The sequence below is a fragment of the Mucilaginibacter sp. genome (assembly GCF_028288185.1).
Lineage (GTDB): Bacteria > Bacteroidota > Bacteroidia > Sphingobacteriales > Sphingobacteriaceae > Mucilaginibacter.
This window is the reverse complement of sequence record NZ_JAQBOF010000040.1, coordinates 211402-225751: the sequence shown is the minus strand read 5'-3', so window position 1 is coordinate 225751 and position 14350 is coordinate 211402. Positions and strand designations below refer to the sequence as shown.

10 protein-coding genes are annotated in these 14350 nt (G+C 40.8%); 5 read left to right on the top strand and 5 right to left on the bottom strand.

All coding sequences use genetic code 11. The annotated features are described in order from the left end of the window. Window positions 1-22: 22 nt before the first annotated feature. From JWQ34_RS18720 to JWQ34_RS18710, 3 genes are read right to left on the bottom strand one after another with little or no spacing between them, the layout of a single operon-like run. On the bottom strand, window positions 23-910 hold the full coding sequence (locus JWQ34_RS18720) for a universal stress protein (protein ID WP_299360007.1): 888 nt from the start codon (window positions 908-910) through the stop codon (window positions 23-25). A 19-nt stretch (window positions 911-929) separates the two neighbouring features. Continuing rightward, window positions 930-2213, bottom strand: coding sequence for an acetyl-CoA hydrolase/transferase C-terminal domain-containing protein (locus tag JWQ34_RS18715; RefSeq protein ID WP_299360004.1), 1284 nt, complete (start codon window positions 2211-2213; stop codon window positions 930-932). Then, window positions 2210-2677: a hypothetical protein gene (locus JWQ34_RS18710; protein ID WP_299360002.1), complete on the bottom strand. Its 468-nt coding sequence runs from the start codon at window positions 2675-2677 to the stop codon at window positions 2210-2212. Before JWQ34_RS18710 ends, JWQ34_RS18715 begins: the two co-directional genes overlap by 4 nt. Window positions 2678-2854: 177 nt before the next feature. On the opposite strand from JWQ34_RS18710, the gene JWQ34_RS18705 reads away from it, so the two are divergent. After that, the gene (locus JWQ34_RS18705) at window positions 2855-4642 is read left to right on the top strand and encodes a hypothetical protein (RefSeq protein ID WP_299360000.1); all 1788 of its coding nucleotides are present in this window, start codon (window positions 2855-2857) and stop codon (window positions 4640-4642) included. Between the two features lie 60 nt (window positions 4643-4702). On the opposite strand, the gene JWQ34_RS18700 is transcribed toward JWQ34_RS18705, so the two are convergent. Next, on the bottom strand, window positions 4703-4900 hold the full coding sequence (locus tag JWQ34_RS18700) for a hypothetical protein (protein ID WP_299359997.1): 198 nt from the start codon (window positions 4898-4900) through the stop codon (window positions 4703-4705). A 9-nt stretch (window positions 4901-4909) separates the two neighbouring features. After that, window positions 4910-5770, bottom strand: coding sequence for a universal stress protein (locus JWQ34_RS18695; protein WP_299359995.1), 861 nt, complete (start codon window positions 5768-5770; stop codon window positions 4910-4912). Between the two features lie 534 nt (window positions 5771-6304). Here JWQ34_RS18695 and JWQ34_RS18690 point away from each other — a divergent pair. From JWQ34_RS18690 to JWQ34_RS18675, 4 genes are all read left to right on the top strand, one after another. Then, window positions 6305-7630 (top strand): serine/threonine-protein kinase, encoded by a 1326-nt coding sequence (locus tag JWQ34_RS18690; protein WP_299359993.1) that lies wholly within the window; start codon window positions 6305-6307, stop codon window positions 7628-7630. A 90-nt stretch (window positions 7631-7720) separates the two neighbouring features. After that, a complete protein-coding gene (locus JWQ34_RS18685; RefSeq protein WP_299359991.1) occupies window positions 7721-8671 on the top strand; it encodes a hypothetical protein in 951 nt (316 codons plus the stop codon). A gap of 98 nt (window positions 8672-8769) precedes the next feature. Then, window positions 8770-10209 (top strand): protein phosphatase 2C domain-containing protein, encoded by a 1440-nt coding sequence (locus JWQ34_RS18680; protein WP_299359988.1) that lies wholly within the window; start codon window positions 8770-8772, stop codon window positions 10207-10209. After that, window positions 10209-14348, top strand: coding sequence for an FtsW/RodA/SpoVE family cell cycle protein (locus JWQ34_RS18675; RefSeq protein ID WP_299359985.1), 4140 nt, complete (start codon window positions 10209-10211; stop codon window positions 14346-14348). Before JWQ34_RS18680 ends, JWQ34_RS18675 begins: the two co-directional genes overlap by 1 nt. Window positions 14349-14350 lie beyond the last annotated feature (2 nt).

Genomic DNA, 14350 nt, shown 5'->3' with positions numbered 1-14350 from the left:
CACACTCTCACACACACAACTATTACAATATTGGCACACTACCACGCTCGTAAGAGCTTGGAAAAACCAACATCGGTTTAGCAAAACGGTCAGCCAATTTTTTTGTAATGCTTGGCTCGAATATTTTTTGGATCAAATTACGTTTATGGTGTACTAACACTAAAAGATCTATATCGTCATGCTCTGCCAGCCATTGCAAGCCGGCGGTAATACTTTTGTTTTGTACCGATCTGTATTGAATTTTAGGATAATGACTTACCCCTATTTCCTGGCGCAAAAAACGTTTGGTTATATAATCTTCTGTTACTTTAGCCAGTTTTGCCATACCCACATGAGTAATTAACACTTCCGAATCAAAATATTTGGTGATATTGTATAAGCTATGCAAAACATCAGTGCCATTATGTGCTAAATCTGTAGCAAAGGCAATTTTTTTAAACCCGTTAAATGGTAACTGATATGGTAAAACCAACACAGGGCAATTAGCATTCTCTATGATCTCGTTAGCATGGTTCCCATTTAAAAAAGCCATTAAATCATCAGCGTTGTGGGTTGCAATAACTGCAAATAGTATTTGCCTGCTGGCTACTATATAGTTAATAGCATCGGTTAACGGCCCGGCCTTACTACATAACTCTACGGTAGGCTTAAATTCGTCATCGCAAGTATTTTCTAATTGCTTGTTTAAACGGCCGGCCAACTCAGTAAGATCATTTAAACTATCCTGTTCAAAATTTTCGCTTTCATTACCATTCCAAAAAGTATGGGCCGATGCAGAGATGACAGCTGGCTCGGGGTACACATTACACAATAATAAATTTGCTTTTATTTTATGTGCCAGTTTTAACGCGTAATGCGCAGCATGGTCTGCCTTAATTGTAAAGTCTGTTAATACCAGTATAGTTTTCATGATCTTGGATATTTAGGGTTTACACTTTTTCAAATCGGTTATAAAAAGCCTCTTCCAATGTTTGACGGTGGTTTGGGTGAGCTATTTCAATTAATGATTGTGCACGTTGTTTAAGGCTTTTACCAAACAGGTTAACAATGCCATATTCAGTAACCACCCAATGTACATGCCCGCGTGTAGTTACTACGCCGGCACCTTCCTTTAAAAATGGCACTATACGGCTTATGCCCTTGTTTGTTTGCGATGGCAAGGCAATAATGGGTTTGCCACCTTCGGACAATGCGGCCCCTTGTATAAAATCCATTTGGCCTCCTATACCTGAATACTGATAAGTACCGATAGAATCTGAACAAATTTGCCCGGTAAGATCTATTTCTATAGCACTATTAATAGCTGCAACCCTCGGGTTTTGTCTTATGGTTCCCGTATCGTTTACATAACTAATATCCATTACTCTTATACCCGGGTTATCATTTACATAATCATACAATTTGCGGGTGCCGGTTATAAAAGATGTTACAGAACGGCCTGTGTTTAATTTTTTTTGACTATTATTAATAATGCCTCTTTCTATCAGCGGAATAATTCCGTCAGAAAACATTTCTGTATGAAGGCCCAGGTTTTTATGTGTGGTTAAATTATTTAAAACCTGGTCTGGTATACTTCCAATACCTAATTGTAATGTTGCACCGTCTTCAACTAAGGACGCAACATTGTAACCGATTTTCTTAACCGCATCGCTAACGTCTGTCGAGTAATCAACTTCCGGCAGTTCGGATTTATGCCATACCATTGCATCAATTTTTTTGATATGGATATAGCCCTGGCCATGTGTACGTGGCATTAAAGGGTTAACCTGTGCTATTACATGCTTTGCCATTTCAACAGCAGACCGTGCAATATCAACCGATGTACCTAATGAGCAAAAGCCATGAGCGTCTGGTGGTGATACCTGTATCAGAGCAACATCTATAGTTAATATGTTTTTAAGGAAAAGTTGAGGTATCTGGCTTAAAAAAACCGGAACATAATCGCCATCTTCACTATTGGCAACAGACCGGGTAGCAGCCGAAACAAATAGCGAATTAAAATAAAATGTTTTTCTATGCTCGGGTTTGTCAAAGTTCACATCGCCTAAAGTGGTAATGCTTACCAGTTCAATATTATAAAGTTCAGGGCACCTTTGCTGCATAGCTTGTACCAGGCATGAAGGCGTAGCTGCGCCGCCATGTATAAACACCCTATTACCAGGTAGTATATATTTTACTGCTTCGTCAGCAGTTGTGTAGTTAATGTCGATCATAACTGATATTTTAATGGTAATAGCTTTTTGTTTGCTAATGCGGCCTGATAATGTTTTTTGGCATTTATTATTTTTTCAAGAAATAAAAAAACAAGCCGTTTAACTAATAAAATATAGTTTGTAACAGACTTTATATCTGTCTCTAACTCGTTAAATTTTCCCAGCACATCCAAACCGAACTCGTTTTTTGCATGATTAACTATCGGCCCCAGCAGTTCCAGGAATTCGAATATTTTAGATTCTGCTTCATGTATTTTACCTTCTTCATGGTCGACAATTTTTTGGAATTGAGTTATCCTGATTTGCTCGACATCCATAACACCTGTTTTGTATTTATTGAGTGTGTTTTTTAGAAACCTTATTTCGTCTTTTACAAAATCCACATCGGTTTTCCAGTGACTGCTTATAATGTACATTTCCTGCAATTCGCAATCAAGTTGAGTGTTATCTATTAGTACTTCCATTTGCTTAGTGTTTGATGAGGTAAAACTCAGTAATAAACTGTGTCTATTAAATGATGGCGATACGCCTTAAAAATGATCTGGGTCATCAAATCGACAGTAATAAATAATTCGAAATATGACGCTCGTCAATTTTCGGGGCTTTTAATGGTTGTAGTTTTGGGCCTATAAATTATTACTATGAGCCATACATTTCATATCCCGGTATTAGGATTAGGTTTTTCCATCGATACGCCATTAAAAGTTGCCAGGTACGGCATCTCGTCTGCGATTTCTATTGTTGATGATGAGTTGGTTGAGCGCATAAGGGAATATCACGCCAAACAAAATGGCATTGAATATATTGCCATACCAAAATCGGCAGATAACGCACGGGCGAGGCGCATAACAGCTTATTTAAACTTGGTTGAGAGCTTGGTTAGCCAACAAGTTGCCGAGCTAAAAAAGCTCCCTTTTGTACTCAACAATGATCTGTGCCGGTACTTTGAATTGTTGCCTGATGGCTCTCAACTAAAACAGGGCTATGAATTAATGATGGATTATCCGGATGGTGAGCGTAAAACAATTTTTCAAAACATACTGCGCCGTAGCATTAAGGTTGGCTCTATTGATGTTAACATTATGGCTAAGGTAGATAAGATGAACTTTAATGCCGATGGAGAATATTTAGGCGATGAAAACACAGACGCGCTTGCCGCTTTGCGCGGGTTCGCCGAGAGCAATCTTCAATCATCAGTTGTCTTATCAGCCGGCATGAACCCGCGTTTATATAGTTACCTTGAAAATTTTGATTGCTTTTTGCCAGACAGCGAAGGTAAGTTTAGTAAAAAAATTATTTTAAAAGTGAGTGATTTCCGTTCGGCATTAATACAGGCTAAGTTTTTGGCTAAAAAAGGATTATGGGTGTCAGAGTTTCGGGTAGAGTCCGGTTTAAATTGCGGAGGGCATGCTTTTGCGACTGAGGGCTATTTATTAGGCCCCATACTGGAGGAGTTTAAGCAAAAAAGAGAAACGATGGTCGATGAACTTTTCGAGCTTTATAAACCGGCTATGTTGCAAAAGAGATTAGAATTACTGCCTATCCCTGCACAACGCATAAGCGTGCAAGGCGGCATAGGTACTTCGGAGGAAAACGACTTCATGATGGATTACTACCAGCTTGACGGAACTGGTTGGGGAAGCCCTTTTTTATTAGTACCCGAAGTAACTAATGTTGATGACCAAACTTTAACCCAGTTAACCAATGCCACTGAAGCTGATTTTTATTTAAGCGGTGCATCACCATTAGGCATATTATTTAATAATTTTAAACAAAGCAGTGCGGAAACCCAAAGATTAGAACGCCTGGAAAAAGGCCGACCCGGCAGCCCCTGCACCAAAAAATATTTATGTACCAATACCGAGTTTACCGAGAAACCCATCTGTACCGCCTCAAGAGAATATCAAAATCTAAAAATAAAGCAGATCCAAGGATTGGCTTTGCCACAAGAAGAATACGAGGAGCAATTTAATGCCATAACCGAAAAAATCTGTCTTTGCGAAGGTTTATGCTCATCAACCTATATTAAGTATGACATAGTAAAACGCAAAGAAAGCAAAGCAGTTGCCATATGCCCTGGCCCTAACCTAACCTACTTTAGCAGAATTTATTCGCTCGAAGAAATGGTAATGCATATATATGGCAAAATCGACCTTTTAAAAACGGTGCAGCGCCCAAATATCTTTATAAAAGAAATAGATCTTTATATAGACTACCTTAAAACAGACATCCAAAACCATTTTAAAGACCTTACCGAAAAGAAGAAAAAAAGCCTGCATAAATTTAAAATGCAATTACAGGAAGGATTAAATTATTACAAAACGCTTTTTGAAAAACTACCCTGGCAGGCAACTTTTAATATGGAAGATTTATTCCTGGCGTTAACAACATCTGAAAACAAACTCAACACTATTGTTATAACAGACTAAGTAAAAACAAATTTTAACCGGAATGTATAAGATCAATACATTCCGTTAAACTTTTGTCAATTAGTGTTGCCAAAACATTTCCTCAATATCGTATTGTATTTCGGCCGGGAGAGATTTATTTATAATATGAACACTTACAAGGTTATCTCCTATTATTCTTACACACTTCATAATATTCATATTGCTTTCTTCAAAATAAGAAGCGTGCTTTTTTTGAACCGCTTTAAGATAAGCTATCGCAAATTCCTGATCTGTCATAAAAATTAATTACTTAGTTTCAGGAAAGACTAACAATGGTATAGCAATATGCTTTGCCATCTTTTTAGTATGACTGCCTTTTAAAATACTATCTAAAAAATCATGCGGCCTATGCACCATAGCCAGCATATCAATGTGGCCTTGTTCACAAAGCCAATCCAGACCCATCTCTACCTTATCGTGTTTAATGACGCGGTAAAAAATTTGTGGATAGTTAGCTTTATTGGAGATCTCTAACAAGAATTTTTCAATACCCTTTTCAAAATTTAATAAATGATCTTCGTTCTTATAAATATGCGTAAGCAGAATTTCAGCATCTAATCGCCGAGCAAATTCTATCAACTCATAAAAATGTTTCAGGTCATTTTCAGGATTCTCCAGGTCTGTGGCAAAAGCTATTTTCTTGATCGGGGTAAACTTAGCTGTATTAGGAATGATCAACAAAGGCTTAATAGTGAACTCGATCAATTCGTGCATATGATTTCCTAATAAAAAAGTACCCAGCCTGTCGGGATCATGTGATCCGGCCACTATCAAATCAACTTTTTGCTTGGCTACTGCTTCGTTTACCGTTTGCCTTACTGTTCCGGCTTCGTTTAAATAATCTACCGGTGGCCTGAAGCTTGTGGAATGATCAGTATGTTCCAGATGGGCCTTTAAACGTTTTAATTCTTCAGTAGAATCTTCCAATAGTAATTCACCCTGATCCTGTGGCCAGGTCGCCCAGCCTGCCATAGGTATTTCTACAGGTATAGTTATAGTATTACAAAGGAAAATACCCGCTTTTAATTGTTTGGCAAGCAGATAACCATATTCAGCCGCATGCCTTGCATTGGAAGAAAAGTCGGTGGCGATCAATAGTTTTTTCATGGTTTTGATAATTTACTTTTACATAGTAAAAATCGTTATCCTACCGTTTCAAAATAATGACGCCAATCACGTTGTGATATGATATTGGGTGTTTTCTGGGCGAAAAACCACGCTAAATTTGATTAACCAATTAAATAGTCATACATGAAATTCCTCAGATTTAATTTTTGTCAAATAATTAGGTAGCAAATATGGTAGCATATTTTTTGTAATATACGTTTAGTCAGCTTTGGTTTATTTAATCAAATGTGTTAAAAATACAGTTAAAACAAATTTTTTACAAAATAAATTATCACGAATTAAAATAGGTTCGAATCCCTCCCTCTCGCCATAAGATTAATAAAAATGCCCTTATTTGGTAATAAGGGCATTTTTTATACCATAAAATTTAAACGGGGTATAAAAAAGTGCTATGATTCTCTTTTTAATGCCGATACTTTAATTACAGGCACCTCTTTCACACTTTGTTAGCTATTAACTAAACTAAACTCCGAATTATTTGTTAGCCATTAAGGACAATAACGCTATTAACGCATGAGTAAAGTATTTACTATAACCGAAGGCCTTGAGAACATGGGAGCATTGCGAACGGGCGGACAGGGCTCTGTTTATAAAGGACGCCGGATCGGGCCTATTATTACCGCCGTTAAACTTCTGCCCACACCTATCCAATCAGAAAGCCCAGATGATAAAAATTACCGAAATTTCCTTAATGAGGTTGATAAACTAAAAAAAGTAAATGAGATACCCAACCCAAATGTTGTAAAAATACTTAACTCTGGAATTACAGAAAGCGGGGCTTTTCCATTTATCGAAATGGAATTTATAGAAGGGCCAGACTTGGGCGAACTAATATCGCCACCTAACGATAAAATATTTACCCTGAAACAAGTAGTTAAACTGGCCGATCAGTTGGCTTGCGCGTTAGAACATTGCCATAACGTAGGGGTTAAGCATGGCGATATTAAAAGCAATAACGTAAAGTTTAATGTGCACTCGGGCAACTATGTGTTGTTGGATTTTGGTTTGTCCATCATGTCAGACGAGGAACGCCGAAGCAGTATGCGCCATGCCGGCGCTATTGAATTTATGGCGCCCGAACAGAATGAAGGCAAAATGTTGCCCCAAACAGATATTTACAGCTACGGAGTAATATTATTTGAGTTATTGGCCGGCACGGTTCCGTTCCCACTGGCAGATAACGGCGAAACCGCCCGAAATACGGTGATGGTAGCTCACATGGAGTCGCCGGTACCAGATATTTTAAAACTGAGGAAGAAAAACCTGCCCACCGGATGGCCAAAAAAACAAAAGGAGCAGGAAATGGATGTGCCCCAATGGCTGCTTAACCTTACCTACAAATGCCTGGAGAAATTGCCGGAGAACCGGTATGCCAATGGTATGGAGTTGCACGATGCTATTATACAGCACAGCATCGCCAACATAAAATTAAATGATAGCTTAAAGGTTGAAGGTGTTGTACTGCAACAAGAACCGCAAGCTGTTGTTGAATCGGTTGCTGCTTACCAGCCCGGGCAAAGTAATATGATCCGGATGTCGAAACCGGTTTTTGCCATATTGATGTTATTACTGATGGGTTTTATGGGATATACGGGTTACTCGTTATTTAAAAATCCTGCAAATCAAAACAACACGACTTTAACCCCTGTAACAGATACTGCTGCAAGGCATACCGATAGCATAACCGAAAACCAACTAAAAAACCGGGCCTTAGGCAAGGAGAGAAAACGTATTGCCGATTCAATAACCCGAGCCACCATTAACGAAGAAATACAAAAATCAAAAAAGAACCGATATGAGCCGGATACTACTATGGTAGATACATCAGATACACAATAAATTAATTAGCTAATTAATGATTATCAGTTTAAAACATCCGGGCTGGTAATTATGTTATTCAAAGCACATTAACCCCCTCATATTAATTACATGGACCCCAAGACCTCTATCTGGCAACGTATCGGACTACAGGACTGGTTTTTAACCAGCGAAAACATTAGTGGAAAAAAGAAACAATCGTTACTTACACCTGATGATGTTTACAATTATGTAATGGATAAATTCAACGATTCCATTCGCCAGCTATCATTTGCCGACCGTATTGTATTTTACCACGAATATATTATTAGCTTTAACTCTGATGATTATCAAGAGTTTATGAACAACAAACAGGGCATATTCGGGCTGATCGTAAATGAAACGGTAAAAAAGTTTTATGAGCAGCTAAAACAATACCGTGCAGCAGGTAAAACGGTGGTACCATCAAGTTCTAAATGGGTGTTCCGTTTGGTATCTCATCCTGATTACGCCCGCGGAGATATCGGTTTTATGGGTAAACTATTGCCGGGCAGTGCAAAAAAAGAAGAGAATTTAAGGGTGACTTTCATACCCCGACAAACAGGTATAGCTCAAACATTTGATGTAAGCCAGGATGTGTTGAAAGGTTTTAATTATTACAGTGAAGGCTATTATGAATTACCTTATATCGATGACCTGGAATATGATGAGAATGCGCCGGTCGATGATCGCAAAAAAACCTTTGCACGTTTTGAGACCATCTTGCCCGAAAAGCAGTTTGCCGGCAAAAAGGTTGAATTTATCATGAAGGACGATGAGGTCATCATATCGGGCGATGAAGAAACGCGCGAAGAATCAAATATCTTTAAAATACCAACCGAGTGGGTAAATACGCCGCATTTGCAGATTAGGTTAAACAAATCCGACGGGAAATTTTACCTGGCCTCGTTTGGCGAGCGCACCATTTTAAATGAGAATGAGGTGGAGAAAAGCGATATTAATTCGCCATCGTGGGTCGAGTTGCCTGTAAACTCAAGGATATTGCTTAACGGCATAGTAGGTGTTAATATATTTAAATCATAAGGGTATGATGTCACAAATACTATCGGCAGGCTTGTTGGTTATTGTTGTTATATTATTAGCTACTCATTTTTTTGATATCAAAAATTCACGACGAAACAATGGCTGATCAGTTTTACGGGCTAACCGATACCGGTAAGGAAAGAAAGAATAATGAGGATACGTTTATTGCGCAGGCTACTGTCGGCAGTAAATTTATTATTGCCTGTGTTATTGATGGCGTTGGCGGCTATTCGGGTGGCGAAATTGCGGCCGAACTGGCTCGCGAGGCCATACTGCAACGGTTAAGCAAACCAGCCGGCGAGATCATCCCGATAATGATAGATTGTTTTAACCAGGCCAACCAAAAGATACTGGACGAGAAGAGTCGCGTTAAAGAACACGATAGCATGGCCTGTGTTGCTACACTTGCCCTGGTAGATATTGAACGCAACCAGTTTTATTACGCACATATAGGCGATACACGGTTGTACCTGCTGCGCGATAATTCATTGATCAAGATATCACACGACCAATCATTTGTTGGTTTTTTAGAAGAATCGCGCCGGATAACCGAGGAAGAGGCTATGACGCATCCCAAACGAAACGAAATTAACAAGGCGCTGGGGTTTGAAGCCAACCTGGCTAAAGACAGCGATTATATCGAAACGGGACAATCGCCTTTCTTGCCGGGCGATATGCTGTTGCTTTGCAGCGATGGCTTAACCGATATGGTTACAAGCTCTGATATTGCCGCGATAATCACACCAGACGGATCTTCGCTAAAAGATAAGTGCTACCAGCTAATTAATGCTGCAAATACCAAGGGAGGCAAGGATAACATTACGGTGGTTTTAGTGAAAAACGATAAGCAAGCCCTAAAACATGATGCCACCATGCCGGCCGCTAATCAAAAAAAAAATGAACTGCCGATAGCTGCTGACACGGTTATAGCACATACGCCGATTACACAACATGACAACACCGAACTAATGCCGCAAAAAAGTAAAGGAATAACAGTAGCGCTATTAGCCTTTTTAGCTCTTATTTTTTTAGGGGGCAACATTTGGCAATACCGGCAAAATAAACAAACCACAACGGTTGTTGCCAAAGCGGTTACGCCTATGGGCAGTAAACCACAGAGCGCCCTCGAAATTAAGTTACAAAATGCCATAGATGGCTTGAAGGGGAACTTGCTTATACTTACTGATACCGTATTTTCTTCGCCAATAAGTATTAGTCGCGCCATGCTAATAAAACGCGATACACTATTTATAAAAGCCAAAGGGAAGGTTGAGATGGTTGCCGATAGCGGTTATAACGGTGCTGCATTTAATCTTGCTCAACAATGTAAATTGGTGATGCTGGATAGCTTAACCATCAAAAACTTTAAGACCGGTATCATCGCATATAATAATGCGTTGTTACTAAAAAACGTAAAGTTTGATAATTGCTCTGTAGCGGTGCAAAACCTGTTTGCCATCCCAGGCAATAAATTTATTAGCGGCAGCCTGCAAGCCTTTAAGGCCGACTCGCTTCCTGTAGCTTACAAACAAAAATAATGGAGCAGGAGATTATAGCATCGGGTGGCAGGAAAAAAGAACGCTTGTTCCTTGCGTTGATCGGGTTTGTATTGGCCCTGCTTTTTGGCAGGTTATATTATATCGAACAAAAGAATTTTACCGATGTAGATAAACGTTTAAAAGACGGCACAATGGTAAACCTCAATGCAAAAAACCCGGCAAAAAATGTCCGCACTTTGTTAGAACGAGGATATTATTTTGAGGACAAGCGCGATATAGACCTGATTGAAAAAGTTATTGCCGATAGGGTAACCCCAGGCAGTAAGTTTGAAAACATTGGCGAGTTAAATAAAAAACGATACAATATTAACGCCGATATGGCTATGAGCCAGGGGGGCAAATCGTTTCAGCAAAGGGTAGTCGTGTCGCGCTCGTTACTGGGGTATACCGGCGATGACTCGTTACGATTTGTTGAGGAACGAATCAAGCCGCCTCTTTTACCTGCGATTACCGATGTTGGACTATCAGGCAGTTCAATATCCGGGCAGGTGTTTGAAAAAAAAACGCCCGTTGCAGGTGTGCTAATGCGGTTGCAATTGGTGTTGCCGCAGGATAGCACCTATAACGATGAAGAAATAGACCTGGTATCAACCAAAACCGAACAAACGACTGGTGTAAAAAAAGTATATGTGTTGGATGAGCAAAAGCAACGGCACCTACAATCGTTGGTAGCGTTTGCCCGTACCGATGACCAGGGCCACTATACCTTTAAGAATTTGCCGACCGGTAAAGCGTTTGAAATTTTACCGCTGCAACCAGGTTACCAGTTTGGCTTCTCGGCCGGAACCGACAATTTAAACGAAGACAATGTTTTTAACTTTAACCGCTCGCCGCATACTATCAAGCTATTATCAACGCGCGACTTTAGCATACTTAAAAAAGAACGGTCATTTATTATCCGTACGCCGGCCGAATTTAACTCATCCTTTTTAATTATCATAGCCTGCTTTTTTGGTTGCTTTGCATTGGCTCATTTAATTTTAAACTGGAAATTCAGCACCGCCGACCAATTGATACTGCCATTTATAATGGTACTTACCGGCTTGTCCTTCTTAACCTTACTGAGCCTGCAGGACCCACTTCGGGATAGGTTTTTGGCTAAAGACACATTGATGTACCTTGCAATGGGGTTTGCAGGTATGATAGTCATGCTTTTATTTAACATGCGCCGCTTCACAGCCGATTCAACCCTTTATCGATTACTAGTCTTTAAAAATAACCGCAGAGCGGCAAACGGCTGGCCATGGATAGTTATCGCCATTGGTTTATTGGCGTTAACCATACGCTTTGGCTCGGGACCTGAGGGCAGCGGAGTAAAGGTTAACCTGTTTGGTTTTCAACCGAGCGAGATCGTAAAGTATTTAGTGATCATATTTTTAGCAGGATTTTTTGCCGCTAACGAGCGTTTTATTAGCGAGTACGCCAGTTTTAAAAAGCGGTTCTCGTTCTTCTCGTTCGCGGTTATATCCATCGCTGTCGCACTATTCCTGTTTTTAATATTGGGCGATCTGGGGCCGGCTATGGTGATCTGCTTTACCTTCATCATCCTGTTCTCGTTTTCGCGGGGCGATTTCCTGTTTATGGCAGGCTCGGTTATTTTTTATGTGCTCATTACCTGGATATTTAAGAATGTTTGGCTTTCTGCTTTAGCCACTATTATAATGCTGGTAACTATAACGGCATTCAAAAGGAAACAGTTAAGCGAGTCGGCTATTATGGCATTGATCATCATAGCGGGCTTTTTAACCATCGATAAAATACCGCATCTTGATAAATTGATACCCGGGCCGGTACAACGCTTAGTTGAACGAAAAGCTATATGGCAGGACGCCTGGGATAACGAGGTTTACGGCGGCGACCAGGTAGCCAACGGTCTTTGGGCCATGGCCAGCGGAGGCGTAACCGGCCAAGGTGTAGGCGAAGGATTTGCCAAAACCATCCCCGAAGCACATACCGACATGATATTGCCCTCTATTGGCGAGGAGTTTGGATGGACTGGTATTGTGTGCATCTTCCTGATATTTTTGCTTTACCTGCACCGGTCCATTATTATAGGCCGGCAAACAGGGACACCATTTTTATTTTATTTATGCGCGGGCATAGGTATTTGCACATTTGTGCAATTTTTGCTGATCGCAGGCGGCTCAACCGGGGCATTGCCATTATCGGGTGTTTCGCTTCCGTTCGAAAGTTATGGTGGCTCATCTCTGGTTGCAAATTTTATAGCCGCCGGTTTTTTACTTTCAGCATCACGGGTAAAAGGCACACCTGTACAAATGAGCTTTATTACCAAACAGCAGGACCACAATCTTGTACCTGCTTTGGCAATGGCTTGTATAGGCATATTGCTGCTTACAGTAAATGTTTCGCGCTATTTATTCATCAATGCCAAATGGATAGTAAAACCCGCGTTGGTAGCCGACAGAAGTGGCGCGCGGATGTTTAGCTATAATCCTCGCATTGCGGTGTTAATGAACAAACTACAGGCCGGTACACTTTACGACCGAGATGGCCGGATACTGGCCACCAGTAACCCGCTGCTGATACAAAAACAACGCCGGTTGTTAGATTCATCGGGCATCCAGAATTATAACCTGGACTCGGCAATGCATAAAAGGCTGACACGTTACTACCCGTTTGAAGAACAAATGTTTTTTTGGGTGGGCGATGTTAATACCGGTGTTTTTAACGGAAGCACTAACGGTTACTTTGCCGAGTATGAGCACGCGGCAGAATTGCGCGGCTTTAACATGCCTGTAGCCAATTATAATACCCATGCCAACAGGTTTAAAGAAGACCGGTTTTTACCGCGTGGCGTAAAAGAAATGTCGGTGAGCAAGAAAGATTACAGCGCCTTGGCGCCGTTGCTTATAGCAGGTATTAACAGCAACAAAGTGGCCGAATTTAAAAGCCGCAACCGTGATGTAAAGTTAACGGTAGATGCCGACCTGCAAACTAAGATACAAAAGTCAATAGCGACAGATACCTCTCTTTATGATAACAGGGTATCGGTGGTAGTTATGCTGCCTTCTACCGGCGATGTATTGGCATCAGCAGTTTATCCGCTGCCGCCTATCCACAACTGGGACCAGTTAACTATGCCGGTTAACGAGCAAAACAAGCTATCGCAATGGCTCACCACAAGTGATCTGGGCTTTACCTATGCCACGCAACCGGGGTCGACGGCTAAATTAATAACTACCATGGCATCCTTCAACAAGCTTGGTTTAGCCGCTGTCGATAAAAAATTTACGGTTGCCAGTTGGGAGCGTATACGCACCAAAGGCATTGAGCCCGATGAAACAGGTGTGATAACGTTAGAAAGAGCTGTGGCAAAATCAAACAATGTGTACTTTATTAAGTTAGCTAATCAGGAACAGTTGCAGGAAGACATGGCTACTTTATATTTAAAAACCGGAATGTTTTTGCATGGCGTTGGCGGATACTTTTATGGTAAACAGCCGGATAATACCACACAGGAAGAAAAATGGCGCGACTTTTGGCGTAAAACCGAGTTTAATACCAAACCGCGTTACGACCCAAATAATATACGCCGCACGCGTGCCAAAGGTATTTCGGGCATGGCCTGGGGGCAGGGCGAACTGATTGCTACGCCGGCCGCGGTTGCAAGATTGGTATCCGGCATTGCAAATAATGGCGAATTGGTTGCTAACCGTTTTGTATTAAAGGTAAGCGATGCCGGGCAGCCCGTTAAAGGCAGTATCAAGCTTGCTAACGATCCGCAATATGCTGCGCTTATAACCAAGTTTATGATAGAGCAAAGCGCCCCCAAAGTGCCAATACTGGGATTGAGTGTAGCCGGTAAAACAGGTACGCCTGAACGCATTTGGAAAAAAGAAAGCATTAATGATGGATGGTACGTATTTTTTGCGCCGATGGCAAAGGGTACAGGCAACATAGTTGTATGTATCAGGATCGAATCGACCAAAGGATCGGCAGATGCGGTACGTCTGGCTGGCAAGCACATAATTCCGTTGCTGATCAAAAAAGGGTATATCAAAAGTATTGTGCCTGATAAAACGCAAAACCTAAATCTGCCCAAACCGGAGCAAATTATGGATGCGCCAAATCAAGTGCCGGACACAACAACAAATTAAAC